This window comes from Streptosporangium longisporum (assembly GCF_039534895.1).
Taxonomy (GTDB): Bacteria; Actinomycetota; Actinomycetes; order Streptosporangiales; family Streptosporangiaceae; genus Streptosporangium; species Streptosporangium longisporum.
The window spans coordinates 149,169-172,213 of record NZ_BAAAWD010000004.1; the positions used below are offsets into that span (position 1 = coordinate 149,169).

Annotated in this window: 46 protein-coding genes; all 46 read left to right on the forward strand. The window is 71.3% G+C overall.

Annotation, left to right across the window (positions count from 1 at the left end):
* The first annotated feature begins 145 nt into the window (after positions 1-145).
* The 46 genes from ABD832_RS03815 (at position 146) to ABD832_RS04040 (ending at position 23,045) form a co-directional block, all read left to right on the forward strand.
* Positions 146-331 (forward strand): hypothetical protein, encoded by a 186-nt coding sequence (locus ABD832_RS03815; protein ID WP_344888326.1) that lies wholly within the window; start codon positions 146-148, stop codon positions 329-331.
* Positions 331-519: a hypothetical protein gene (locus ABD832_RS03820; protein ID WP_344888329.1), complete on the forward strand. Its 189-nt coding sequence runs from the start codon at positions 331-333 to the stop codon at positions 517-519. Before ABD832_RS03815 ends, ABD832_RS03820 begins: the two co-directional genes overlap by 1 nt.
* A complete protein-coding gene (locus ABD832_RS03825) occupies positions 516-1,349 on the forward strand; it encodes a hypothetical protein (RefSeq protein ID WP_344888332.1) in 834 nt (277 codons plus the stop codon). The genes ABD832_RS03820 and ABD832_RS03825 overlap by 4 nt, the downstream gene beginning before the upstream one ends.
* 77 nt (positions 1,350-1,426) lie before the next feature.
* Entirely contained in the window at positions 1,427-1,819 is a 393-nt protein-coding gene (locus tag ABD832_RS03830) for a hypothetical protein (RefSeq protein ID WP_344888334.1), read from the forward strand.
* On the forward strand, positions 1,816-2,220 hold the full coding sequence (locus ABD832_RS03835) for a hypothetical protein (protein WP_344888336.1): 405 nt from the start codon (positions 1,816-1,818) through the stop codon (positions 2,218-2,220). The genes ABD832_RS03830 and ABD832_RS03835 overlap by 4 nt, the downstream gene beginning before the upstream one ends.
* Positions 2,217-2,534 (forward strand): hypothetical protein, encoded by a 318-nt coding sequence (locus ABD832_RS03840; protein WP_344888338.1) that lies wholly within the window; start codon positions 2,217-2,219, stop codon positions 2,532-2,534. The genes ABD832_RS03835 and ABD832_RS03840 overlap by 4 nt, the downstream gene beginning before the upstream one ends.
* A complete protein-coding gene (locus ABD832_RS03845; RefSeq protein WP_344888341.1) occupies positions 2,527-3,093 on the forward strand; it encodes a hypothetical protein in 567 nt (188 codons plus the stop codon). The genes ABD832_RS03840 and ABD832_RS03845 overlap by 8 nt, the downstream gene beginning before the upstream one ends.
* Positions 3,090-3,530 (forward strand): hypothetical protein, encoded by a 441-nt coding sequence (locus tag ABD832_RS03850; RefSeq protein ID WP_344888344.1) that lies wholly within the window; start codon positions 3,090-3,092, stop codon positions 3,528-3,530. Before ABD832_RS03845 ends, ABD832_RS03850 begins: the two co-directional genes overlap by 4 nt.
* A 109-nt stretch (positions 3,531-3,639) precedes the next feature.
* The gene (locus tag ABD832_RS03855; RefSeq protein WP_344888347.1) at positions 3,640-4,029 is read left to right on the forward strand and encodes a hypothetical protein; all 390 of its coding nucleotides are present in this window, start codon (positions 3,640-3,642) and stop codon (positions 4,027-4,029) included.
* On the forward strand, positions 4,029-4,190 hold the full coding sequence (locus ABD832_RS03860; RefSeq protein WP_344888350.1) for a hypothetical protein: 162 nt from the start codon (positions 4,029-4,031) through the stop codon (positions 4,188-4,190). Before ABD832_RS03855 ends, ABD832_RS03860 begins: the two co-directional genes overlap by 1 nt.
* A 106-nt stretch (positions 4,191-4,296) precedes the next feature.
* The gene (locus ABD832_RS03865; RefSeq protein WP_344888353.1) at positions 4,297-5,136 is read left to right on the forward strand and encodes a hypothetical protein; all 840 of its coding nucleotides are present in this window, start codon (positions 4,297-4,299) and stop codon (positions 5,134-5,136) included.
* The gene (locus ABD832_RS03870; RefSeq protein ID WP_344888356.1) at positions 5,136-6,311 is read left to right on the forward strand and encodes a recombination directionality factor; all 1,176 of its coding nucleotides are present in this window, start codon (positions 5,136-5,138) and stop codon (positions 6,309-6,311) included. Before ABD832_RS03865 ends, ABD832_RS03870 begins: the two co-directional genes overlap by 1 nt.
* Positions 6,308-7,135 carry an exonuclease domain-containing protein gene (locus ABD832_RS03875; RefSeq protein WP_344888359.1) on the forward strand — a complete coding sequence of 276 codons (828 nt, stop codon included), beginning with the start codon at positions 6,308-6,310 and terminating at the stop codon, positions 7,133-7,135. Before ABD832_RS03870 ends, ABD832_RS03875 begins: the two co-directional genes overlap by 4 nt.
* A gap of 62 nt (positions 7,136-7,197) precedes the next feature.
* Positions 7,198-7,521, forward strand: coding sequence for a hypothetical protein (locus ABD832_RS03880; RefSeq protein WP_344888362.1), 324 nt, complete (start codon positions 7,198-7,200; stop codon positions 7,519-7,521).
* Positions 7,518-8,057 carry a hypothetical protein gene (locus ABD832_RS03885; protein WP_344888365.1) on the forward strand — a complete coding sequence of 180 codons (540 nt, stop codon included), beginning with the start codon at positions 7,518-7,520 and terminating at the stop codon, positions 8,055-8,057. The genes ABD832_RS03880 and ABD832_RS03885 overlap by 4 nt, the downstream gene beginning before the upstream one ends.
* Positions 8,054-8,254, forward strand: coding sequence for a hypothetical protein (locus ABD832_RS03890; protein ID WP_344888368.1), 201 nt, complete (start codon positions 8,054-8,056; stop codon positions 8,252-8,254). Before ABD832_RS03885 ends, ABD832_RS03890 begins: the two co-directional genes overlap by 4 nt.
* Complete coding sequence (locus ABD832_RS03895) at positions 8,251-8,724, forward strand: hypothetical protein (protein ID WP_344888371.1); 474 nt, start codon at positions 8,251-8,253, stop codon at positions 8,722-8,724. Before ABD832_RS03890 ends, ABD832_RS03895 begins: the two co-directional genes overlap by 4 nt.
* Complete coding sequence (locus ABD832_RS03900) at positions 8,724-9,512, forward strand: hypothetical protein (protein WP_344888373.1); 789 nt, start codon at positions 8,724-8,726, stop codon at positions 9,510-9,512. Before ABD832_RS03895 ends, ABD832_RS03900 begins: the two co-directional genes overlap by 1 nt.
* Positions 9,505-9,699 (forward strand): hypothetical protein, encoded by a 195-nt coding sequence (locus tag ABD832_RS03905; RefSeq protein ID WP_344888376.1) that lies wholly within the window; start codon positions 9,505-9,507, stop codon positions 9,697-9,699. The genes ABD832_RS03900 and ABD832_RS03905 overlap by 8 nt, the downstream gene beginning before the upstream one ends.
* Positions 9,696-9,911 carry a hypothetical protein gene (locus ABD832_RS03910; RefSeq protein WP_344888379.1) on the forward strand — a complete coding sequence of 72 codons (216 nt, stop codon included), beginning with the start codon at positions 9,696-9,698 and terminating at the stop codon, positions 9,909-9,911. The genes ABD832_RS03905 and ABD832_RS03910 overlap by 4 nt, the downstream gene beginning before the upstream one ends.
* Positions 9,902-10,108: a hypothetical protein gene (locus ABD832_RS03915; protein ID WP_344888382.1), complete on the forward strand. Its 207-nt coding sequence runs from the start codon at positions 9,902-9,904 to the stop codon at positions 10,106-10,108. Before ABD832_RS03910 ends, ABD832_RS03915 begins: the two co-directional genes overlap by 10 nt.
* Positions 10,105-10,506, forward strand: a complete 402-nt coding sequence (locus tag ABD832_RS03920) for a hypothetical protein (protein WP_344888385.1) — start codon at positions 10,105-10,107, stop codon at positions 10,504-10,506. The genes ABD832_RS03915 and ABD832_RS03920 overlap by 4 nt, the downstream gene beginning before the upstream one ends.
* Positions 10,503-11,036 carry a RuvC family protein gene (locus ABD832_RS03925; RefSeq protein WP_344888388.1) on the forward strand — a complete coding sequence of 178 codons (534 nt, stop codon included), beginning with the start codon at positions 10,503-10,505 and terminating at the stop codon, positions 11,034-11,036. The genes ABD832_RS03920 and ABD832_RS03925 overlap by 4 nt, the downstream gene beginning before the upstream one ends.
* On the forward strand, positions 11,030-12,667 hold the full coding sequence (locus ABD832_RS03930; protein ID WP_344888391.1) for a DNA cytosine methyltransferase: 1,638 nt from the start codon (positions 11,030-11,032) through the stop codon (positions 12,665-12,667). Before ABD832_RS03925 ends, ABD832_RS03930 begins: the two co-directional genes overlap by 7 nt.
* A 46-nt stretch (positions 12,668-12,713) precedes the next feature.
* Positions 12,714-13,454, forward strand: coding sequence for a WhiB family transcriptional regulator (locus ABD832_RS03935; RefSeq protein ID WP_344888594.1), 741 nt, complete (start codon positions 12,714-12,716; stop codon positions 13,452-13,454).
* Entirely contained in the window at positions 13,451-13,864 is a 414-nt protein-coding gene (locus ABD832_RS03940; RefSeq protein WP_344888393.1) for a hypothetical protein, read from the forward strand. The genes ABD832_RS03935 and ABD832_RS03940 overlap by 4 nt, the downstream gene beginning before the upstream one ends.
* Positions 13,861-14,955, forward strand: coding sequence for a DNA polymerase III subunit beta (gene dnaN, locus ABD832_RS03945; protein WP_344888395.1), 1,095 nt, complete (start codon positions 13,861-13,863; stop codon positions 14,953-14,955). The genes ABD832_RS03940 and dnaN overlap by 4 nt, the downstream gene beginning before the upstream one ends.
* A gap of 52 nt (positions 14,956-15,007) precedes the next feature.
* Complete coding sequence (locus ABD832_RS03950) at positions 15,008-15,298, forward strand: hypothetical protein (protein ID WP_344888398.1); 291 nt, start codon at positions 15,008-15,010, stop codon at positions 15,296-15,298.
* On the forward strand, positions 15,291-15,506 hold the full coding sequence (locus tag ABD832_RS03955) for a hypothetical protein (RefSeq protein WP_344888401.1): 216 nt from the start codon (positions 15,291-15,293) through the stop codon (positions 15,504-15,506). The genes ABD832_RS03950 and ABD832_RS03955 overlap by 8 nt, the downstream gene beginning before the upstream one ends.
* 373 nt (positions 15,507-15,879) lie before the next feature.
* The gene (locus ABD832_RS03960; RefSeq protein ID WP_344888403.1) at positions 15,880-16,995 is read left to right on the forward strand and encodes a hypothetical protein; all 1,116 of its coding nucleotides are present in this window, start codon (positions 15,880-15,882) and stop codon (positions 16,993-16,995) included.
* Positions 16,995-17,294 (forward strand): hypothetical protein, encoded by a 300-nt coding sequence (locus ABD832_RS03965; RefSeq protein ID WP_344888406.1) that lies wholly within the window; start codon positions 16,995-16,997, stop codon positions 17,292-17,294. Before ABD832_RS03960 ends, ABD832_RS03965 begins: the two co-directional genes overlap by 1 nt.
* Positions 17,291-17,515, forward strand: coding sequence for a hypothetical protein (locus tag ABD832_RS03970; protein WP_344888409.1), 225 nt, complete (start codon positions 17,291-17,293; stop codon positions 17,513-17,515). The genes ABD832_RS03965 and ABD832_RS03970 overlap by 4 nt, the downstream gene beginning before the upstream one ends.
* The gene (locus ABD832_RS03975) at positions 17,512-17,820 is read left to right on the forward strand and encodes a hypothetical protein (RefSeq protein ID WP_344888412.1); all 309 of its coding nucleotides are present in this window, start codon (positions 17,512-17,514) and stop codon (positions 17,818-17,820) included. Before ABD832_RS03970 ends, ABD832_RS03975 begins: the two co-directional genes overlap by 4 nt.
* A complete protein-coding gene (locus ABD832_RS03980; RefSeq protein WP_344888415.1) occupies positions 17,817-18,047 on the forward strand; it encodes a hypothetical protein in 231 nt (76 codons plus the stop codon). The genes ABD832_RS03975 and ABD832_RS03980 overlap by 4 nt, the downstream gene beginning before the upstream one ends.
* The gene (locus tag ABD832_RS03985; protein ID WP_344888418.1) at positions 18,044-18,271 is read left to right on the forward strand and encodes a hypothetical protein; all 228 of its coding nucleotides are present in this window, start codon (positions 18,044-18,046) and stop codon (positions 18,269-18,271) included. The genes ABD832_RS03980 and ABD832_RS03985 overlap by 4 nt, the downstream gene beginning before the upstream one ends.
* On the forward strand, positions 18,268-18,843 hold the full coding sequence (locus ABD832_RS03990) for a hypothetical protein (RefSeq protein ID WP_344888421.1): 576 nt from the start codon (positions 18,268-18,270) through the stop codon (positions 18,841-18,843). Before ABD832_RS03985 ends, ABD832_RS03990 begins: the two co-directional genes overlap by 4 nt.
* On the forward strand, positions 18,840-19,571 hold the full coding sequence (locus ABD832_RS03995) for a hypothetical protein (RefSeq protein ID WP_344888424.1): 732 nt from the start codon (positions 18,840-18,842) through the stop codon (positions 19,569-19,571). Before ABD832_RS03990 ends, ABD832_RS03995 begins: the two co-directional genes overlap by 4 nt.
* Positions 19,564-19,977: a helix-turn-helix domain-containing protein gene (locus tag ABD832_RS04000; RefSeq protein ID WP_344888426.1), complete on the forward strand. Its 414-nt coding sequence runs from the start codon at positions 19,564-19,566 to the stop codon at positions 19,975-19,977. The genes ABD832_RS03995 and ABD832_RS04000 overlap by 8 nt, the downstream gene beginning before the upstream one ends.
* A complete protein-coding gene (locus ABD832_RS04005) occupies positions 19,970-20,167 on the forward strand; it encodes a hypothetical protein (protein WP_344888429.1) in 198 nt (65 codons plus the stop codon). The genes ABD832_RS04000 and ABD832_RS04005 overlap by 8 nt, the downstream gene beginning before the upstream one ends.
* Entirely contained in the window at positions 20,160-20,429 is a 270-nt protein-coding gene (locus ABD832_RS04010) for a hypothetical protein (RefSeq protein ID WP_344888432.1), read from the forward strand. Before ABD832_RS04005 ends, ABD832_RS04010 begins: the two co-directional genes overlap by 8 nt.
* Entirely contained in the window at positions 20,429-20,839 is a 411-nt protein-coding gene (locus ABD832_RS04015; RefSeq protein WP_344888435.1) for a hypothetical protein, read from the forward strand. The genes ABD832_RS04010 and ABD832_RS04015 overlap by 1 nt, the downstream gene beginning before the upstream one ends.
* Positions 20,839-21,141 (forward strand): DUF7352 domain-containing protein, encoded by a 303-nt coding sequence (locus tag ABD832_RS04020; RefSeq protein WP_344888438.1) that lies wholly within the window; start codon positions 20,839-20,841, stop codon positions 21,139-21,141. Before ABD832_RS04015 ends, ABD832_RS04020 begins: the two co-directional genes overlap by 1 nt.
* Positions 21,134-21,574, forward strand: coding sequence for a hypothetical protein (locus ABD832_RS04025; RefSeq protein WP_344888441.1), 441 nt, complete (start codon positions 21,134-21,136; stop codon positions 21,572-21,574). Before ABD832_RS04020 ends, ABD832_RS04025 begins: the two co-directional genes overlap by 8 nt.
* Positions 21,567-22,253 carry a hypothetical protein gene (locus ABD832_RS04030; RefSeq protein WP_344888444.1) on the forward strand — a complete coding sequence of 229 codons (687 nt, stop codon included), beginning with the start codon at positions 21,567-21,569 and terminating at the stop codon, positions 22,251-22,253. Before ABD832_RS04025 ends, ABD832_RS04030 begins: the two co-directional genes overlap by 8 nt.
* Entirely contained in the window at positions 22,246-22,785 is a 540-nt protein-coding gene (locus tag ABD832_RS04035; RefSeq protein ID WP_344888447.1) for a hypothetical protein, read from the forward strand. The genes ABD832_RS04030 and ABD832_RS04035 overlap by 8 nt, the downstream gene beginning before the upstream one ends.
* Positions 22,782-23,045, forward strand: coding sequence for a hypothetical protein (locus ABD832_RS04040; protein WP_344888450.1), 264 nt, complete (start codon positions 22,782-22,784; stop codon positions 23,043-23,045). The genes ABD832_RS04035 and ABD832_RS04040 overlap by 4 nt, the downstream gene beginning before the upstream one ends.

Sequence of the window (23,045 nt, forward strand, 5' to 3'; positions counted from 1 at the left end):
CCTGGTGAGGGTGCCCAAAAAGACGAACACGCACCGACAAGATGTGTTGCGTGCACGCAGTCCCACGTGCCATAGTTCGTGCATGCACGCAACATGTGACGGACGCCCCGTCATCCGGCTCCGCCTCCGCGAGTGGGAGCGGCACATGACCTCCAAGAAGCTGACCACCAGTCGCGCTCGCGCGGCCCTCATCGGTGTCAGCCCCACCACCGTCCTCCGTGTCCAGCACGGCAGCATCCAGCCCGGCGAAGAGTTCATCGCGAGGGTTCTGTACGCCTGCCCCGACGTGAAGTTCGAGGTCTTCTTCGAAGTCACGCGAGCGGCGGCGTAATGGCCGCCTACCAGGTCGACCGCGGATGGGTCGCCGCCTGGGTGAAGCGCACCCGCGCCGAGCAGGGCCTCCCACCCGTCATCGAAGACCCCGCCGCGCTCGCCACCATCGCCGCCCTGGTCCGCCCCTACCTGATCGAAAAGGGCTACCTGCGGGCCGACGGCACCCCCGTGAGGAAGGCCTCATGAACGAGCTGGCTCTCACCGAATCCCCGAGCCTGCGCGCCGAGCACATGGGTCGCGTCGACGTGCTGGACAAGGTCAAGGCGATCAGTCTCCTTCCGGACGACACGCACGCCGATGTCGCGATCGTCGCCACCTACTACGAAGTGGGCACCGGCACGATCGACTCCCTCGTACGTCGCAACCGGGCAGAGCTTGAGCGCAACGGTCTGCGAGTGATCAAGGGGGAGGAGTACCGCGAATTTGCGACCGTCACCCTGAAGATCGCAAACTCCAAGGCTCGCTCTACCACGCTGTTCAGCCGTCGAACGATCCTGAACGTCGGCCAACTGCTGGTGGAGTCCCCGGTCGCCAAGTCCGTCCGGTCCTACCTCCTCGACGTCGAGGAACTGGCCCCGCCGGAGATCCGCACCGAGGCGCTCGAGCGGGCCGCCCTGTCTCGGGCGCAGGTGCTCATGCTCAAGGCCGCCGATGGCTTCCTCGATCGGGGTTGGCTCGTCGCTAAGACCAAACTCGTGGTCGCCCGCGGTTTGGGCGAGGAACCGGAGATTGACCCAGCTGAGGCGCCGCTGTACGTGCCGGACTTCCTGAAGTCCAAGGGGCTGCGGAAGTCGGAGATTGCTTCCGTGCAGTCGACGTTCGGCCGGCGCGCTGCGGCGCTGCATGAAGCCGAGCACGGCTTCAAGCCCGGCAAGCGGCAGGCCGAGGTGTCGGGCGGCAGCATCCGCAACACGCTCGCGTGGACGCAGCGGCATGTGCCGCTGTTCGAGGAGGTCTGGGACCGCTGGTACGCGGCCCAGTACTCGCCGCAGGCCGCCCTGCTTTCCCTGCCCTGACATGCCTGCGGGCCCATCCGATGCACCCGGAGTGAGCCCGCTGAGCCCCCATCCCTCCTACGAAAGGACGAGGTCTCATGACCATCATCTCACCCACCCCGGCGACGGAGCTTCCGTCGGCCGCGGTGACGACCGCCCAGGAGCTGGCGGCACTCGCCGCCCGGCTGCGGTCGCTGACCATCACCCCCGCCGAGCGGCAGCAGGTGTGCAAGCTGCTCGCCGACGCCGCCGAGGCGCTCGCCTCCACCACGAACGGCATGAGCGCCGACGTGTACGAGGAGGCGTCGCCGCTGAGCAGGCTGACCGGCCCGGACGGGTCGATGTCGCTGCCCGGCCAACTGCAGCAGGAGCTGGAAGTGGCGGGCGACCAGAGCATCGGGGTGCGGGACGCGCTGCGCACCGCGGCGACGATCGTCGAGGAGATGGAGCAGCAGGCCGCTCTCGCAGCCCGTCACGAGGTGACGGCATGAGCGACTTCCCGATCACCCTGCGCCTGCCGCTGGCCATGCTCGACCAGCTCGTCCCTGAAGGCTCGACCCTGCCCCAGGCGTGGGTCGTCCTCCTGGCCAGCCGGGCACAGACCAGCACTACGCCGGACGGCCGGCCGGTGTACGGCCCCATCAGCGGGTGGAGCCCGGTCCTGCCGGTGGCCTACCAGGGCGAGGCCATCACAACCGCCATGCGACTGGCAGAGGCATCCCTCGGCGGGGAACCGGACCAGTGGCGGTGGTACCCGGCGACCGACGACGACACCCTGCCCCTGACGGAGCTGTTCGCCATCGTGGACGGCGACGAGGTGTGCCCCGAGGTGGCCATCGCCCCGCTGACCGTGCTGCTGCGCGACGAGCCGCAGGACGGGGGCCGGGCATGAGCACCTCCTCGATGACCGTCCTCACGGACGCCGAGCTGCGCGCCTTCGTCGCCCAGTTCTGGAACCCGCCGAAGCCCGCCGCCGCCCCGCTGCGGATCGTCCGCGTCGCCGCCGATCTGCAGGTGGGTGACTGGCTGCACCGGCCGGGCGGTCAGACGGACGTGCAGGTCACCCGCCTCAACCCCGAGACCCGCGAGGACACGCTGGCCGAGGGCCGTCGTGAGGTGTGGTCGCTGGGCTCCTGCTGGGTGCTCGACGCGGACGAGCCGGTGGACGCGCAGCCGCGCGAAGCCCTGGCGGTGTCGCATGGCTGAGCCGACGACCGTCCCCGCCTCCGAGGTCCTCGACCTGCTGGCGGCGATCCGCGACGCGCTGACCGTCCCGTCCCCGGCCGCGTCCGCCGGACGGGCCCGCGAATGGCTGCTGGTGGACCGCGGCACCGCGGTGAAGGCGGTGATCGGCAACCTTGTTGAGGGTGGCCGCCTGTCGGAGGAGTGCACCGCGAGCTGGTGGGCTCGACGTCTGCGAGACCTGGCCGCGGAGTTCCCCGCCGATTACCCCGTAGCCGGGGGCAGCCCGAAGAAGGGTGAGCGGCCCGGCCCGACGACGACCGCCGGGATCCTGCGTGACGCCGCCCGCATCATCCAGACGCAGGCGCCGACCGTGCTGGGCGTCGCGCAGACGATCCGCCTGGCCGCCGGCGGCGACGCTGCGGGGCGGACCCGGGCCGAGGAGGCGCTGGCCTTCCTGCTCGACCACTCCGCCTTCCAGACCCTCGCCGACCTGGAGTCATGGCGGGAGCGCCGCACCTGCCCCGAGGTGGCTGAGGCGCTGGAACTGGCGGCGGCGGCGGAGCAGGGCGGTGCCCGATGAGCGAGTACAACCTGAACGACTACCGCCGCCTCGCCGAAGGCTGCAACTGGTTCGGCTTCCTCACCTTCGACAACCTCGACCTGGTCGCCGACCGCATCCGCTCCATGATCGGCGACGGGCAACCGTACACGTGGGTCGCCGCCAACGAGATGTTCGGTCTCCGCCCCGAGGTCCGCGGCGGACAGGTCGCGACCAGCATCCGGGCGGAACAGCGAACCCTCGACGGAGGCGCCGAGTACGGCCACCTCATGGTGGTCGACACCTACGGCGTCTGGGGCCTGCACACCACCGCCGCTACCCAGGACGAGGCGGCGGTGAAGGACGGACGCGGTCGCACGTACCTGCTGTTCGAGCGCGGCCAGTTGGTCGCGGAGCACTTCGCTCCTGCCGGTCATCGCCTGTGCTGGGTGATCGCCCCTGAGGGCGGTGCCCGATGAGGCGCCGCACTCCGGCCCTGCCGTGGCTGACGCCCGGCACCGCCTCGACCTGGATGTGCCGCAAGGGCCACATCAACCCGCGCACCACCACTTCCTGCGGAGGCTGCAGATGAGAGGCGAGGACATTCAGCCCGGCGTCGTGTACGCCTATCGGCAGAACCGGTACGACCCGCCCCGTCCCATCGTGTTCCTCGCCCCCGTGGACCGCGACCACCTGTACATCGAGTCGCAGACGTACGGCCCGAGGTTCAAGAAGGCGCCCGAGGGCTCTACGCCCCGCGTCGGGACGATCTACAGCGGCGGGACCATCGGCTACCCCGCCGCCCTCGGAGACCCCGCGAGCAACCTGGACGACCTCCGCGCGGTCACCCTGGCCCGTTTCCGGGGTGTCACCTCCACGCTGGGCCGCCGCTGCGAGTACGCGCTGATCACAGCTCTGGCGCGCGTGATCGGGCCGTGGGAAGAGACTGCGCCCGCCGACTCCAGCGGGGACGCGTGATGGCCCTGTTCCGCCGTGAGCCCCGCGTGACCCGCGCCGAGCTCGCCGCGTGGGAGGACACCCGGATCCCCGACGACGACGCGGACACATGGACCGCCGCGATCCGCCCGGTCGAGCACGCCGGACCGCAGCCGTACACCACCCCCGGGAGAACCGCATGACCGGGCGCAAGCCGGACCCCTTCGACGAGGAGTACGAGCTCGAGAAGGCCGACTACGACACCCACCTGCACGACAACGACCCAGACGACCAGGACGAGGACAACGAGTGACCGACCCCAAGCACGCCCGCGACACCGATAACGGCCGCTACTACCAAGACCCCAAGTCGGGCGCCCTCTACATGTCGGTCACCAACGCCCTCAACACCCTCAACAAGCCCGCCCTCGCCCCCGCCGCCGCCAAGGTCACCGCCGAATACTTCGCCGAACACCTCCCCACCGCCGTCAAGGCCAGCCGCAACCCCGCCGCCATGGACGAGTTCATCAAGGCCGCCAAGGCCGAGCACAAGACGGTGTGGGAAACCCGCCGCGACCTCGGCTCCCGCGTCCACGCCCTCGCCGAAGCCCACGTCCTCGGCACCCCCATCGAAGCCGACGCCGAAGCCGCCCCCTTCGTCGACCAGTACGCCCTGTTCCTCAAGGAGTTCGGCGTCAACCCCAGCGACGACATCGACGCCGTCGAAGTCACCGTCCTCGACCGCACCCACCGCTACGGCGGCACCGCAGACCTGTGGATGCGCCTGACGAACCTGCCCGCCGGTCAGCCGGACGGGCTGTGGCTGGTCGACATCAAGACCTCGCTCACCAAGTCGGCCAGCACCGTCTACCAGGACCACCCGCTGCAGCTCGCCGCCCTCCGCTACGCCGAGCTCGCGCTGGGCCCCGACGACTCCGAGCACCCGATCCCGGAGTTCGCCGGCGCCGCCATCCTCAACCTCCGCCAGCACGCGTACGGGTTCGTCCCGGTGCCAGCCACCCGGGAGGTGCACGCCGGGTTCCTCGGCCTGCTGGGCGCCTCCTACGTGCTGCACGGCCTGGACATGAAGCCGTGCAAGCCGCTCAACACCCCGACCCGTAAGCCCCGCACCAGGAAGGCAGCAGCCTGATGGGCTCCCGAATCATCACCCTTCAGCGGCAGGCCCGCGAGCTGGGCCGCCTGCGCACCGGCTTCTACAACGGCCGAGCTCCCGTCCGCTGCAAGACCTGGATCGTCAGCAGCCACGCCGAGCACTACGTGCAGGCCGCCGCCGAAGTGTGGGGCGGTCAGGTGGAGAAGTGGCAGCCGCAGGGCAACGGCGCCGCCCAGTGGCGGGTCATCACCGCCGCCGAATCGCTGGACGCGATCCTGCCGCCTGGCGACCCGCTGTCGCAGGCGTACGAGACCTGGTCGCGGGGCGGCGCGCAGCGGCGCTGCGACGGCATGACCGAGTCGCTGTCGGACCAGCCGTGCGTATGCCGCGCCCAGTGGGGCGACCAGTTCTGGGAGAAGGCGCCCCGCGACGCGGCGTGCAAGATGACGACCCGCCTCAACGTGATCCTGCCGGAGATGCCCGACATCGGCGCCTGGCGGGTCGAGACGCACTCCTTCTACTCGGCGAACGAGATGGCGGCCGCGGTCGACGTGCTCAAGGGGTCAATCGGCGAGCAGGCGCTGATCCCGGTGCGGTTGCGGATCGAGCAGCGCACCCGGGTGGCGCAAGGCAAGACGAAGCAGTTCCCGGTGGTTGCGGTGGAGCTGCGCGGTAGCACGGCGGGCCAGGTGCTGGCGGGGGCTGCGCAGGTGGTTCCGGTGGGCACCGGGTCGGTGGAGCCGGTTCCGGCGGCGGCCGCGGTGGCGGGCGGGAGCCGTTCGGCGATCGAGGCCGCGCCGCAGGCCGGCCAGCCGTCGGGCCGTCCGGCCCCGACCGCTCAGGATTTCATCGGTGCCGCCGAGGGCTCGGCATCGCTGGAGGACCTCGGCGCGAATCTGCAGGTAGCTCAGCGCGCCGGGTTCGCGCAGGACCTGCAGGATCCGGCGGATCCGGTGGCGGTGGCGTTCATGCGCCGCCGTGACGCGCTGATGAGTCCGCCTCCGGCGGCGGTCGCCCCGCCGCCCGCCGCCCCTGGGGTCTCGGCGGCGGAGGCGGATCTCCTGTGGCAGCAGATCGTCGCCGTCTGGCCCGGAACCACGTCGGAGCTGAATACGGCGTTCGCTCAGGTGATGGGCGGGGTGGCGCCGGAGGATGCGGCCGAGGCGGAGCTGGACTCGTTCCTGCAGAAGCTGCGGGCGGGCGAGCTGTGACCGCCCCCTGGCATCTGGCAAGGCTCGCGGCCTTCGACCTCGAGACGTCTTCCCCCAACCCCGAAGACGCGCGGATCGTCGAGGCCTACGTCGGCCACGTCGGCGGCGGCCTAGAGCCCATCGACCGGAACCCGCTCCTCATCGACCCGGGCGTCGAGGTGCCGGCCGAGGCCACGAAGATCCACGGCTACACGACCGAGTACCTGCGCGAGCACGGCACCCCGGCCGACGCCGGGGTGTGGACCGTGGCAACCGCGGTCGCCGAAGCCGTCAACGCCGGCATCCCCCTGGTCGGGCAGAACATCCGCTTTGACCTGACCGTGCTCAGCCGGGAGCTGGCCCGTCACGAGCTGCCGTCGCTGGCGGAGATGACGGCCCGGTCCGGCCACGGGCTGCTCGCGATCGACACGTACGTGATCTCCAAGTACTTGGACAGGTGGAGAAAGCGGGTGTCGCCCGAGCAGGGCGCGCACGTCCTCAAGACGACCGCCGCGGTGTTCGGCGTCGCCTGGGTGGACGACGAAGCGCACGGCGCCCGCTACGACGCGCTGATCGCGGCCCGGGTCGCCTGGCGGATGGGCGTGATCGCGCACATGCCGCGCGAGTCCCGGCCGCGGATCCAGTCGGGGCGGCAGGACGAGCGGCACCTGTTCGACGCCCTCGCCGTGGACCTGCCGACCCTGCACGCGAACCAGCAGCGGTGGGCGGCCGAGCAGGCGGCCTCCTACCAGGAGTACCTGCGGAGCCCGAAGGCGGGCGAGAAGCAGGACGTGACCGCGGTGATCTCCGGCGACTGGCCGATCCAGGCCCGGCCGACCCCCTGAACGAACGCTGCCCCGGGCTGGTGGTGTCCGGCCCGGGGCGGCCCTCCCTGAAGGAGAGCGAAGTGCAAGCACAGACTACCCGGGCTCTCAGCCCGGCCTCGCAGACCAGATTCCAGCAGCTCGCCGCCGCCCGGCTGGCCGAGGTGCTGGCCCGCGGCGCCGAACACGCCCTGCCCGCCATCCCGTGGACCGTGACAGCGGTCGGCTGCGGGCTCCGCGCCGACATCACCCCGGCGGCCGCGGACCCGCGCGGCACGCACCGGGCGTGGGTGCAGGCGCTGGGGCTGACGCCGCGGCGGACGATGCCGGGCTGCCTGGCGGCATCGGCGCGGATGGACGGCGTGCAGGTGACCATCACCACCGCCCTGACCAAGGAGAGCGCATGAGCGAGCGGGAGACCACCACCACACAGCCGCTCGGCTGGCCGCGGGCGGGCGAACTCACCGTCCGGGACGGCCGCCCTCAGGTGTCGGTGGACTACGGCAACGGGGCCCGGGACTGGGCGTCGGACCCGGCGTGGGCGCGCGAATGCGCGTTGGCGTGGGGTGCGGTGGCGAACCGGCTGGAGCAGGAGCAGGACCGGCGAATCGTCGACGGACAGGGCCCGGACCGGCTGGCGGAGCGTCCGGCCGCGCCGGGGGAGACGACGACCTTCCCGATCGTGCGGGAGCTGGCCGAGCAGGTGTGGCCCGCCGCGCCGTCGGCGGCTCCGGAGCTAGTGGCGATGACGCCGGCACTGCCCGCTGGGGTCGCCCCTATCGGAGAGCTGTGTCCGCTGGGGTGCGGGCGCGAGGTGTTCGCGGGCCCCAACGGCAAGGTGCACCTCGTGCCGGGCGGCACCGCCGCCGCCTGCCCGCCGGACGACGACCCGGCGCCCACCAGGATCCTGCCGGCCGTCAACGCCGAAGGGGCAGCCCGGTGATCGGCTACCTGCTGCACGCCGCCTGGGCCGCCGCGCTGCTGGCGCTGGCGGTGTACGACCGGCCCGCCCTGCGCACCCGCCTCGCCGCCCGCGCCCACCGCCGCTGGCGGTCAACCCGCCGCACCGCCGCCGCCCTGTGGCGCGCCGCCACCCTCCACCCCCGCCACCCCGAGCACGCCAAGGAGCGCCACGCATGAGCACCGACACCACCACCGCGCTGGCCGTCCTCGCCAACCCGCCGTCCTCGGACGCGTCGATCGAGGACCTCGCTGCGGCCGTTCTCGACCGGCTCGCCCACGAGCACCCGCAGCCGGGCGGCGGCGAGGACCTGTTCTGCCTCAACCTCACCTCGTACATGGGCGAGCGCATGGGCAACGTCCTCACCCGGCTCCGCGACGCCGAAGCGGAGCAGGCGCGGCTCCGCCACCACCGCTCCGAACTGATCACCCTGCACGAGCGGGAGGAACTGCTCTTCGGCGGCTTCATCTGCCTGCACTGCACCCCCGCCGACGCCGACGACCCGGACGACAACGTGTACTGGCCGTGCCCGTCGCTGCGCGCCGTCGGCATGACCGACGAAGAAGCCATCGCGCTGATCACCGCCCACCGGGCGGCCATCGCCGAGAAAGCCCGCCTGGAGGCTGGCGCGAACGGCGGTGCCGTCTGATGAGCACCGACCCGACCATGCCCGCCCCGGTCGCCAACGTGAGTGACCTGTCGCCAGAGCAGTTGCAGAAGGTGACGGGGGAGATCATCACCCACCTGCAGGCGCCCGACACCGTCGACCGGCTCGCGGAAATTCGCGCCGCCCTGGATGCGGTCCCGGCCCCGCCGTGGCAGTGGATCGGCGACCGCCGCACCCGCGTCATGCTCACTACCACCCACTCCGGATGGCAGTACGTGCTGGGCGTCGGACGGCCTCTCGACAGCGACGGCGAGCAGGCCGAGAACCTGGACGGCTCACCCATCTGGGCTGACCTGGAGTTTCGGCACCAGGCCGACGGGGCGAAGTACGCCACCCTCACCCCGGCCCGGGAGCTGGCGGTCGGCCGCACCGACTACGACCCGGACACGATCCGCGACATCGACAACCCGGTGGCCCGATGGATGCGCGACTCCGCACAGTACGTCACCGAGCTGCTGGCCGAAGTCGACCGGCTGGCCGAGGAACGCGATCAGGCGATCGCTCACGACCGGCAGCCGTACCCCACCCAGTGGGCGTACGACCACGCGTGTGAGGCGCTGGAGAAGCACCGGCAGCGCGCCGACAACGCCGAAGCCGAGCGGGACGGACTGCGCCACGCCCTGAAGCGGGCCGCCCTGTCCCTCGAACACGACCCGGCCTCCCGCAACTGCCAGGAACGCAACATGCCCATCCACGACGAGGACTGCCCGGCCTGCGACGCGCAAGCCGCCCTCCAGGCCGAGCCCGCCCGGGAGGCCGACCGTGGCTGACGTCATCGACATGATCACCCGCGTGGCCGGGGTCATCTTCCTCGCCATCCTCGCCGCCGTCGGCGTCGCCTGGATCGTCCTCGACATCCAGCACCGCCGCCGCGGCATCCAGCGCCCCGCACCCGGCCGCCAGCCGGACGCCACCAACCAGCGCATCTACATCGGCGAGAGGCGGCCGCGCCCATGACCAACCTCATCCTCGCCACCCTCGCCCTCGCAGGCATCGGCCTCGACCTCACCCGGCAACTCCTCATCGCCGTAGGCGAACTCGCCCCCGACCCGGACGTCGAGGCCGCCCTGCACGCCCACCGGGCCCTGGCCGACCAGCTCCCGGTGCGCGACAGCCTCGAACACATCCAGGCCCGCACCACCTCGAGGCGGTGGAAGCCATGGCGCTGATCACCGGTTGCATCGTGCTCGCCGCCTTGGCAGGCATCACCGCGCTCGTCACCGGCATCCAAGGCCAGCCCGTGTGGGTGCCCTGCCTGGCCGTCGGCATCGCCCTCGCCGCATTCGCGGCCGGCGCAGCCCTCACCCTCAACCACCTCGCCGAGCCCGTGAGGGCTCCCATCGCCGTCACGGAGGCCCACGCATGACCGCCACCCAGGCGCCCACCAAGCAGCTCCGCGCCGCCGCTGAAGCGCTGCGAGCCCCCCTCCTGCCCGCCTACCTCACCGTGCCCGTCCGGGTCGTCCAAGGCGACAGCGAACGCATGGACACCCTGTCCTGGTGTGAGACCCAGCACCCCGACGATGAGGACTGCGGTGCCTGCGAGGTCGTTGAAACCCTCCACTCGGAACTTGCGGGCCTCATCGCCGCCCTACTGACTGCCCGCGAACCCCTCGCCGCCCTCATGGACGCGATGGCCAACGAAATACACACCCAAGGCGGCAACCCCCGAACCGAGGAGGAGCTGGCCAAGTACGGCTACATGGTTCCCACGTGGCCGACATCCCTGGCCGCCGCCCGCGCGATTCTTGGCGGTGGCCAGTGACCACCACCGCCACCACCCCCCGCGTGCTCGGCCTCGATCTGTCGATCACCGCCACCGGCGTCGCCTACAGCATCAACCCCGACAGCGTCGGCACAGCCACCATCCGCCCCCGCACCCGAGGCGACGAACGCCTCGTCGAAATCCGCAACGCCCTCGCCAGCGACATCGCCGCAGCCGACCTCGTCGTCATCGAAGACCTGCCCACCCATGCCCACGGCGCAGGCATCACCGGCATGGTCCAAGGCGCCATCCGGGTCGCCTGCTACGACCACGCCACCCCGTTCGTCACCATCCCGCCCGCCACCCTCAAGAAGTACGCGACCGGCCGCGGCAACGCGACCAAGGCCGACATGCGGATGGCGCTGTTCCAGCGCACCGGCCAGGACCTCCGCGACGACAACCAGGTCGACGCGGTCTGGTTGCGCGCCGCCGGTCTGGAAGGGCTCGGCCACCCCGTCGTCGACCTGCCGCAGGCGCAGCGGGCCGCGCTCGCCAAGGTGACCTGGCCGCAGGCGGTGGCGTCGTGCTGACCCTCATGGACTGGTTCTGCGGCGCCGGAGGCTCCTCACAAGGCGCCGACTCCGTCCCCGGCGTTACCGTCACCCGCGCCGCCAACCACTGGCAGCGCGCCATCGAATCCCACGCCGCGAACTTTCCCACCGCCGACCACTACCAAGGCGACATCCGCACCGCCCCCGTCGAAACCTGGCCCGTCTGCGACCTGTTCTGGGCCAGCCCCGAATGCCCCCAATGGTCCAACGCCCGCGGCAAGAAACGAGACTTCACCTCCTCCCTCCAAGACGAGCTGTTCGGCCCTGAGCGCGACGAGGAAGCAGAACGCTCCCGCGCCCTCATGGAAGAAGTCCCCATGTACCTGCGCGGCGTACAGCGCCGAGGAGGACGCGTCCTGGCCGGCGTCGTCGAAAACGTGGTCGACGTGCGGGCCTGGGACCAATGGGACCGGTGGCTCGGCGAGATCCAGGCGCTGGGCTACCGCACCCGGGTCATCGCCCTCAACAGCATGCACGCCGACCCCGTCACCGTGCTCCGGGCGCCGCAGTCCCGCGACCGCCTGTACGTCGCCTACTGGCACACCTCGCTCGGCCGCACCCCCGACTGGGACAAATGGCTTCGTCCCGCCGCCTGGTGCCCCGACTGCGACGAGCAGGTCCGCGCTATTCAGGTGTTCAAAACGCTCGGCGCCGACATGGGCCGCTACCGGCAGCAGTACGTCTACCGGTGCCCGAGGTCCGCTTGCCGCAGCCGGATCCTGGAGCCTGAGGCGCTGCCCGCCGCGGCCGCGATCGACTGGTCCCTGCCCGGGCAGCGGATCGGCGACCGGGCCAAGCCGCTCGCCGACAAGACGCTCGCCCGCATCCAGGCCGGGCTGGCCAAGTACGCGCGCCCCCTGATGGTTCCGGCTGGCGGGACGTGGCGCAACGACGCCGCCCCGGTTACCGACCCGATGCCGACCCGCACCACCCGGGAGAACGACGGCATCGCCATCCCGCCGCTGCTGATCCCCGTCGAGGGGCGAGACGGCAAGGAGCCCGGCTCCGCGTACGCCCCGCTCCGGACGCAGACCGCCCGCAACGAGACCGGCCTTGCCTGGCTCCCGTTCGTCGCCGAGCTGCGCGGCGGCGGATCCGTCGCCCGGCCCGTGTCGGACGCTCTCGCCACGGTGACCGCCTCCGGCAACCACCACGGCCTCGTCACCCCGCCCCTCACCGCGATGGTGATGCGCAACAACACGCCGCGTGGTGACGCCGCTCAGATGTGCACGCCGGTCACCGAGCCGATCCGCACCCGCACCGCCGCTGGCCACCAGTCCCTCATCACCTGGGAGACGATCCTCGTCCCCTACTACGGCAACGGCAACGCTCGGCCGTCCCGGGAGCCGATCGGCACTTTGTCCACTCGGGACCGTTACGCCGTCGTCAAGGGGCTGGCGGACGTGCACGTCGACGACGTGTTGTTCCGCATGTTGGAGCCGCACGAGATCGGCCGCGCCATGTCGTTCGCCAGCGACTACACCGTGCTCGGCAACAAGCGGGAGAAGGTCCGCCAGTACGGCAACGCCGTCACCCCGCCGGTCGCCGAGATCATCGTGTCCGCTCTGGTCGAGGCGATCACGGGCGAAGACCTGGAGCGCGCCTCGTGAGCGGCCACATGACCGCCAAGCGCGGTCACGACACGGGGGCGGCGTGATGGGCCGCCGACAGATCATCTGCGCCTGCTGCGGGCACCCCGGCCCCTACGGCGCCAACAACTGGGTGAAGACCTGCACCAACCGCTGGCGCCTCGCCGGCCGCCCCAACACCGGCCCACCACCGCGGCGTGAACCCCGCGCTGAACCCTCCACCTCCCCGGCCCAGCGCCGCGCCGAATACGCGGCCCTGGCCGACCTGGGCCGCTCCACCACCTCCATCGCGTGGGAGCTCTCCGTCTCCACCCGCACCGTCGAGCGCTACGCCGCCCGCCGCCCCCTCACCGTCCAGACGCAGAAGGAGCGCCGCATGAGCTGGGACAAGGACGCCGCCTGCCGGCGCGAAAGCAAAGAGCTGATGTTCCCACTCAGCTACGCCGCCGAGAACCCGCAGGTACGGGAGGCGAAAGCCGTGTGCCGCTCCTGCCCAATCACATCCGCCTGCCTGGCCTACGCCCTCGAGCGGGGCGAACCGGAAGGCATCTGGGGCGGCCAAACCCCGCAGGAACGCCGACGCAGCCGCACCGACACCTTCACCCCCGTCCCGGCCCCGGTTCGGAAACCCCAGCAGCAGTGGACCAGCGGCGGATGCCCCATCTGCCTGCGCCTGGCCATCCGCATCCGCAGCGACAACACCCTCGCCGCCCACTCCCGCGAGCCCGGTCGGCTCGCCCACGACATGACCTGTCCCGGCGGGGCCGCCCCTTCTCGCCGCAAGGCACGCCAGGAGGCAACCCGATGACCACCACCATGCTCGGCTGGATCCGCCCCTGGTACCCCGGCGGCGTGACCGGCCACATCTACGCCGACTGCGAGCAGCTGCTCCACACCACCCCCGAACCGCAGGAAGGGGCCGGCTGGCTCAACCCGCAAGGCGACCGCGTCTGCACCGCCTGCGCCGAACGCCACGACCCCACCGTCCTGACCCCGCCGTGGGACGCAACCTGCGACACCTGCGACGCCTCCATGTCCGAGGAAGACGGCGACGACTCCGGCAGCGAAGACGACGCCAAGTTCTGGCAGGACAACCACAAATGCGAGCCCTCGGTGCGGCTCATCCCGCCCCGGCCCGCAGCACCCGTCGCACCCGTCCCGCCGCCGACCGTGCCGGACGGCCAGCCCGCCCTCTTCGACCTCAAGGACGCCGCATGAAACTCACCATCCCCCACGACGCCCTCGCCGACGCCATCACCTGGACCGCCCACGCCCTACCCCAACGGCCGTCCGTTCCCGTGCTCGCCGGGCTCCTCCTCACCGCCGGCGAGGATGAGCTCACCGTTGCCGCCTTCGACTACGACACCTCGCGCCGCATCACCGTCGGCGCCGATGTCGCCGAGCCGGGCCGGGTACTCCTGCCCGGCCGGGTGCTCGCCGAAGTCGTCAAGGCGCTGCCCCGCCAGCCGGTCGAGCTCACCCTGTCCGGCAACGAAGCCACTATCACCTGCGGATCAGCCAGGTTTGACCTGCTCACCATGCCCGTTGACGACTACCCGACCCTCCCCGAACCGCCCGCGCCGATCGGCACCGTCGACGCCTCCACGCTGGCCGCCGCAGTCAGCCAGGTGGCGCCCGCCGCCGGTAGGGACGACGCCCTGCCGATGCTCACCGGCATCCGCCTCGACGCAGACGGCGGCCAGTTCAATCTCGCCGCCACCGACCGATACCGCATCGCCGCCCGGGAACTCGACTGGGAGCCCGCCGAGACGGAGCCCGCCGGAGCGCTCATCCCCGGGCGGGCCCTCGCCGACATCGCCAAACACCTCCCCGCAGGCCCGGTCACCATCGGCCTCACAGACGGCCTCGCCAGCCTCACCGGCGGCGGCCGCACCACCACCATCCGACTGCTCGACCCGAAGTTCATCGACTACCGGGCCCGTCTCAACCCCGGCGACCACACCATCTGGGCCGAAGTCGACACCGCGCCGCTCCTCGCCGCCATCAAACGGGTCGTGCTGGTCGCCGAACGCAACACCGCCGTCCGCCTCGCCTGGGCCGACGGCGAGGTGCTGGTGCAGGCCGGCGGAGGCGACATGGGTCGCGGCGCGGAGACGGTGCCCGCCGACCTCGACGGCGCGCCGCTGGAGATCGCCTTCCAGCCGCAGTTCCTCCTCGACGGCCTCGCTGGCGTGGAGGGCGGCCGGGCGCGGATCGGCATGACCAGCCCGGCGAAACCCGCCCTCATCCTCCCCGTCGGCGACAACCCGACCTACCGCTACCTGGTGATGGCGCTCCGCCTGTCCTGACCATCTCGCGGGCCCGGCCGACTGGCCGGGCCCCCTTCTCTGGGAGTAGCCGATGAGCACCAACATCAGCCCCGCAGCCAAGTGGCTGGAAGAACAGGCCGCCGCCTACCACGCAGCCCACCAAGACCCCGCACTCTGCCGCGCGCTGCCGCCCGTCCCCGCCTACCTCCGCCAGCCCAACACCCAGCAGGAGGAGATCACCAGCACCACCGTCACCCTGCCCAGCGGCGCCACCGCCCGCATCACCCACCGCGGGCCCATCACCCCCAGCACGTTGGCCATGCTCGACGACACCGCGCGAGACATGATGCGCCGCCGCGAAGCGGAGGCCAACCGTGGCTGACCGCGTGAAACACGACCCCGCACCCCGCGGCCAAGGCTGGATCGAACTCCGCCTCATCGGCGAACCCGCCGACATCGACGCCTGGGCCGCGCTCCTCCACAACGGCACCGACATCTGGCTCGACTCCCACACCAAAACCGCCCGCGCCGACGGCCTCATCCGCCGCTACATCCGCGCACGCCTCCACGCCCAGGACCCCGATGCCTGACCGCGCCCCCACCATCAACCCGGCCGCGCCCGGCCGGGCCCAGACCCGTTTCCACCGCGGAGACGCCCATGCCCTGGGTCAGCACCTGCTCCACCTGCCGGCGGCCCGCCACCCTCATCATCACCGGCCGAAGACCACGCCTGACTTTGTACAGCGCGTTGACATGCCATCACTGCGCGCCACGACACCGAGCGAAGGCTCGCGAAGCCGGACCCGTCGTGCAAGAGCCACACGGCCACACCGCACAAGACGGCCTCTTCTGACCCCACAACCCGGCACAGGCGACGCCACGACCCGCCGAAAACCGGACCCACACCAAAACGACCGGCCAAGAACCAACGGATAGGACAAGAACAACGTGCAACCGCGCGGCGTGGCAATCGACGAAGCCGACCTTCCGGCCTGGGCCCGGTCGCGCTTCTCTACTGCCCAGCTCCAACTCAACAAGGGGCTGCTGTGGGTGCTGCTGATCTACATGAGCACCACCCTGGAAGCGTCGCGCGTGAGCGTCGCCCAGCGGCTGCACGTCCACACCATCGGCAAGGACCGCAAAGAGGCCAAACCCAGCCTGGAAGCGCTGGCCAGGGACCTGAACCTCTCCCCGCAGACGGTGTCGGTCTCCGTTCAGGACCTCGAAGACCAAGGCTGGGTTCTGGTGCGGCGGGTCAGCACGCACTACAACGTCTACCGGCTGGCGTGGCCCCTGGAGGACGTCCTACGGGCGGACCGGCAGGACGTCGACCGGTGCGGCCGGCCGACGAAGAAGGGCGAAATCTGTGCCCGCCGGGCGGGCTGGGGGACGGACACGCCGGGCGCCGGCCCGTGCAAGCTGCACCCGATTCAACCCCAACCGTTGGAGTTGAAAGAGGGGGTCGAAGATCCGAATGAACTCCAACCATTGGAGTCCACCGAATCGGATTCGACTCCAACCGTTGGAAATTTCAACTCCAACCATTGGGGAATTCAACTCCAACCATTGGAGCATTCGACTCCAACCGTTGGAGTGGAGTACGTAGGGAGTGCGTTACAGAGTTCGTTACTGAGTACGTCCCCCCTGGTTCTGTCCGAAGGACAGCTAACGGTCCGTACCGCGCGAGCCATCGCGCCTACGGCGAACCAGAGCGGCTTCGCCGCCCGATCACTCATCTCCGCCATCCCCCGCTACCGGGCCGCCCCCGGCTGGGTGAAGAAACACCTCACCGCCCTCGCCGCCGCCGCCCTCGCCGCAGGCTTCCACCGCGACGCGATCGTCCAATACGCCACCGCCGTCATCGCCGAGGCCCGGTTCGCCGAGCACCAGCACATCCCCGAGTTCCGCGACGCCCTGCGCCGCCTCGGCCGCGACGCCGCCCTCGGCGACCTCCCCGAGCACTCCGAGCCCGCACCGGCCGACGACGCGCCGTGGAGCGACGCCGACCAGGCCGCTTGGGAGCGCGTCCTCGACCACCTCGGCGTCGAACACGCCGACCTCGACACCGGGACCTCCTGATGGACTTCGCCCGGCAGCTGCGCACCCTCCAGGCCGACGCCGACCGGCTCGCCGCCGAACTCGCCGACGCCCGCCAGCGCGTCGAAGCGGCCGCCCGCGCCTACGACGCCCGCCGCCGCTACGCCCCCGCCGGCATCGAAACCTGCGCCGCGCACACCGCCTGGGCCCTCGCCCTCAACGAGTGGGCCCACACACTCATCGCCCACGCCGCCGCCCGCGACCGCCTCGCCTCCGAACGGCGCGACGTCGACCGGGCCGCCGACGACCACTTCCCCGCCCACACCCGGAGAGCCCTGTGAGCGCCGACCCCGACATCACCGCCGCATTCCGTCAAGCCGCCGACGACCTCGCCACCCTCATCCGCCCCTACGTCCAAGCCCACCTCGTCGACGACCTCGCCCGCCGCTACGTCGCCGACCACCTCGCCGCCCCCGGCTGGCGGCCACCCCTACGACCCGCCCCCGAGGACTGGAAAACCATCCGCGCCACCAACACGCGCCGAGCCCTGGAGGAGCCGTGACCCCCGACACCCTCGACGACCTCGCCCAGCAGATGTTCTGGCCCGCCACCAAACTCGTCGCCGCCGTCCACGACCACGACACCCGCACCTCCCACACCGTCCTCAGCACCCTCGACACCGTCGAACTGCGGGCCCTCGCCGTCGTCCTCGCCAGCCTCGTCCCCGACGACCACACCTTCACCACCCTCGCCCGCTGCACCCGCGGCACCCCACCCGTATCCGAACGCCAAGCCGCCCAACACCGGGCCACCCTCGAAGCCGAACTCGCCCACGCCGCCCGCACCCGCCGGCAGGCCGCCGCATGACCGCCACCCTGACCGGCCTGTGCATGCCGTGCCGGCGCCGCACCCACTTCCGCTGCTGGGCCCGCCCCGACCAAACCATCCCCGGCACCTGCGGGTGCGGATGCGTCGACGAGAACGGCCTCACCACCGAAGCCGCCTGGTTGGAGTCCGCGCGCCGCGTCCCCGCGGAGCTCGCCGAGTTCCTCCGCGAGCAGGACGCCACCCGGGTCGGAGGAGCGCGGCCATGACCACCCCCAACACGGCCATCGCCGACCGCGCCCGCCAGCTCGCCGACCAAGCCCCCGGCGGCAGCCTCGCCCGCCGCACCGCCGGATGCGTCGTCGTCGCCTACTCGACCACCCGGACACCCGAGCACGCCCGCAAGGTGCTCGACGGCGTGCCCGAGGAACTGCGCGCCGAATGCGCGGCGCTCGCCGACAAGCTCACCGCCCAGATCGGGGGAGAAGCATGACCCGCACCCTCACCCCAGCCGGCCAGGACCTCCTATGGGACCTCGACCCGGTCGACACCCTGCACGGCCCACCCAGCCCCCAACCCCGCCACACATCCCGCCCCGACCCCACCCGGGACGAGATCGCCGCGGAGTGCGAACCGGCGTGCCTCGGCTGCGGCAAGCCGGAAGGCCGTGGTCTGTGCCCTCGCTGCATGGTCGTCTGCACCCGGCTCCCCGCCAACGAGGTCGCCGACGTGTGCATCGTCACCACCCGGGTCCTCGCCCGCCTCGCCGTCGGCATCCACGGCTCAGAGCCCGGCCGCAAGCTCGCCGTCGTCACCTGCCCGCACTGCGATCGCCTCCACTGGCACACGCCCCGCTACGGAACCCACTACCGGGTGCCGCCCTGCCGCCAGCCCTACATCGTCATCCTCCCCAGACCCCGCATCGACCCGCGTACGGGGCTCAGATCCACGCAGACGAGCGAACAGGGGCGGATGGAGTATCAGGGCGCCCCCCGAGACGTGCGGGCCTCACAGGCCACTACAGCCCCTCGCGCCTCGCGTCCCGCCCGGGAGGTCGCACAGTGACCACCCCCGTGCGCCAGCCAGACCCCACACGCCCCGGCCGCTGGTGCCCCGAACACGGCATGCAGGAGTGCACGAAGAAACGCAAGGGCGGCGCCGTCTGCCACGGCGCCGCCATCACCGGCCTGGACGCCTGCCGCATGCACGCCGGCCAACGCCTCGACGTGGCGAAAGCGAAGGGTGAGGCACTGACCGCCTGGTCCGCACTCCACGCCGAGCCGTCGGTGAGCGCGACGGAGGCGGTGCTCGGCATGCTCCAGATGAGCTGGGCGCGCGTGCATCTGTACGCCGGACTGCTGCGCCGCCAGGTCGAGGAAGCCCAGAACGCGCCAGGCCCCGGATCCGGGGTGCTCGGCGAGGAGGCGGGCCCGGGGGCCGGCCTCATCGGCTACACCCGATCGGCGAACGCCGAACTCGGCCTCTACGCCACCGGCGAAGCCGTGCGCGGCCTCGCCTCCCTTGAGGGGCAGGAGCGTGACCGGTGCGTCCGCTTCGCCAAGGTGTGCCACGACATGGGCATCGCCGAGCAGCAGGTCCGGCTGGCCGAGCACCAGGGGGCGATGCTCGCCGCCGTCATCCGCGGAACCTTGGACGCGCATTTGGGCCGGGTGCTGGAGGTGCTCGGCAACTCGGCCGAAGCCGAGACGATCCGCCGGTCCTGGCAGGGGTGGGTGGAGACGATCGTGCCGGCCCAGATCGAGCTCGTCGCTGGGGGTGACAGCCGTGGCTGACACGCCCGACGTTGCCGAGCGTCTCACCCCGCAGCAGGTGATCGCCCAAGCTCTCCTCCGCTTCGCGAGCGAGGGCGGTTTCGACGAGACCGAGCTTGCTGAGAAGACGGCGCTGGATGTCGCCGACGACGTGGCCCACGCCCTACAGGCCGCCGGACACAAGATCATTACCGGGGAGGTTCCCGCCGAGATCCGCCTTCTCACCGCTGTACGCGCCGCCGTCGACAACTCCGGCATCCGGCACGTCCACCTCGCCCGCACGATCGGACTCACCACCAAGCACCTCAGCGCGCTGCTCACGGGCAAGACCCCGCTCAGCATCTCGTGGGCCGAGCAGATCGTCGCCGCCTGCGGGCTGAGCCTCGACATCCGTGTGGGCAGCGAGATGGAGGCGCCCGATGCATGAGCTCCTGCTGCCGGCCGATGACGCCTGCCGGAACTGCCGCCGCCCCATCCACTGGGTGCCCGGCGTCGGCTGGCTGCACGGCGAACTCCCGCAGTACGCGGCCGAGGTCAACGACTGCGTGTACGCCCACCCGGTGTCGTGCACCTTGCACCGGCCCGGTGACTGCCCGAAGGGATACGACCTTGGCTGAACCCACCCTCCCCGACGCCGCCGTCCGCGCGGCCGCCGACGTGCTCCGCCGCCGCGACTTCGACGACACGACCTTCGACGGGTACGCCCGCGCCGTCCTCGAAGCCGCCGCGCCCGTGATCGCCGAGCGCATCGCCGCCGAGATCGAACGCGTCGTCGCCAGCGGCGACCACCCCCGCCCCCGGTACGAGCGGGGCGGGTTCCTCAACGACGCCCACTGGGCCGCCCAAGTTGCCCGCGACACCTACCCGAAGGAGACCTGATGGCCGACCCCGCCAACATTCCCGCAGCCTGGGTGGACGCCGTCTACCCGGTCACCCTGAAGCACGGCATCCCCTGGCACGACGACGCCATCCGCATCATGCTCGCCGCCGCCCTCCCGGCGATCGCCGAGCAGGTGCGTGCAGAGGAGCGGGCCCGCATCGCCGACGAGCTCGCCGACATCATCCCCAAGGGCGCATCCATCTGGGCCGACGGGGACGAGCTCGCCGAAGGCCACTTCACCGACCGCACCCTCACCTGGTGGCTGACCACGCTCGGCCACCCGAAAGCGCACACCGGATGCTGCGCGGCCTGCGGGTGCGCGACGACGTGCACGCTCGGCGCGTTCTACGACGCCGTGCTGGAAACCGCCGCACGCCACATTGCCGCCGCCTCTCCGAAGGAGACCTGATGGCCTCACCCACCAAAACCGTCCACCGGCACGTGGTGCCCGTGGACGACAAGGTGCACTGGATCCCGCTGACGGGCAACCCGTGCGCTGTCGCCGCAGCCCGCATGTGGGGCGATCTCGTCGTCGAGTTCTGGGTCGAACACCAAGGCGACGAGACCGCGATTCGCCGCGCCTTCCAGGTGTTCGGCACCGGCCATCCCATCCCAGGGTCAGCGAAGTGGTACGGCACCACCGCCCGCCTGGAAGGCATGGTCTGGCACCTGTTCGAGGTCTACGACGCCAAGGAGACCAACGATGCCTGACCTCGAAGGCGAGCAGCCGAAGAGCCCACTGATCATCCGTAACCAGGCTGACACCGCCAAGGGAAATCAGCTGACGCCTGAGTCTCTGCGGGCTTACGAGGCGGGCATCGTAGCGCTCGCTTCGTACCAGATGCAGCCGTACGACGATCTGAGGCTCAACGCGGCGCGGGCGTCCGCGAAGGTCGTCATGGCCATCCTGGGCCACGGCCTCCTCGTCGCCCCGCGGTGCGGCTGCGGCCAGCCGGCCGGAGTCTGCGAACTCTGCGACAGGCCCCGGTGCTGGCGGTGCCACCCCTGGGCGGATCCGGCCCGACCGTGCGGGTCGTGCCCGCCGTGTCGCGGCGAGGTGTTCGCCTCCTGCTGGACGGCCGCCCGAGCCAACGAATGCGACCACCCGCCTCGCGCCGCCGAGGGCGGTGTCGCCGATGCGTGACCTGATCACCTGCCAGTGCTCACGCGGCACCCCCGCCTGCCAGCGGACCGCGACGCAGGAGGACTTCCTGTGCGACGTCTGCCGGGGCGGCTGCTCGCAGATCGGATTCGGCTCGCCCGGGGCATCGTTCGACGACATCCAGATGACCTCCCATTGGGAGGCGCCCACGGTGACGTTCGAAGGCGACACGGAGAGCCCGTGGACGCTGGACGCCTCGGGGAGTTCCCCTCCGCCTTGGACGCTGGCAACACCCGTTGCGCCCCGCCACAAGCGCCACAGGCGCGCGCAACCACAACAGCGAGGACACCCCATGACCCCGAATAGGCTCTCCGGCCACACCCTCAGCAACGAAGGCGCCCCCTTCACCTGGATTGGCAGCAGCGGCCGGCATGTACGCACCGCCGGCCGGCACGGTGTCGCCCTCTGCTCCTGCGGTGAGACCTCACCCCCTCTCGGCAGCAACAACGCGCGCAAACGCTGGCACCGGGAGCACAAGGACGAGCTCCGCGGCGGGGCGGCCGCCCTGGTCGAGCAGATCGCCGTCGCCATCGAGCGCCTCTGCCCCGACCCCGACACCGAGCACCTCGGGGACCACTGCCCGTACCGGGAAGCCGCCGACACCGCGCGGAAGGTCGGGGCTGCGTCCACCACCACGAAGGAGACAGGCGACCGTGGCTGACGACATCGAGGTGCACACCGTCGACGAGCAGGGCGAGCACATCACCCGCATCATCCCCGGCACCCCGCCCGCGACAGACCACACGCTCATCCCCACCGCCGAACTGGAGCAGCTACGCGGCGAACTGGCCCAGCTTCGTCTCATCGCCCGCGTCAACGGCGGACTTCACCGCTCCGCCCACGAAGACGTCGAACAAGCCGAAGCCGAGATCGCCCGGCTCCGCGCCGGGGAGTCCCCGACCCCCGCCCCCGAAGGCGTCCAGCTCACCCCCGCCCAATGGATCCACGCCTGGAACCGGGCCACCGCCGACGAACGCCTCGCCAAGGTCGAGCAGATCCAGCGCCAGACTGGAATCGCCTTCCGATGCCAGCAGCAAGATCACGGCACCGTGCTTCAGGAACTCGCCAACGTCCTGCAGACCATCAACCGGGTTCGTGAGTTCGCCGACCAGATCGCGAAGGGCTCCCGGACGGTCTCCCGAGAGTTCATCGCGCAAGGGCTGCTCAGGCTTCTGGGCGGGGAGCCGACGTGACCCGCGTCCGCGCCTGGGCCTGTCGCGTCTGGCACACCCTCACCGATCCGCCCGGCAGCGACACCGCCGCCATGCTCGCCCTGTTCATCCCCATCGGCATCGGCGGAATCCTCATCAGCGTGCTCCCCGCGTGGCACGGGCCGCCCCTCGTCCGCATCTCCGACCTCGTCTGGACGTACGCGCTTCTCCACGTCGTTCGCCAACGCGACCACGCTCGCACCCAACTCGCTCAGCCCGCTACGACCACAGGGGGATCCTGA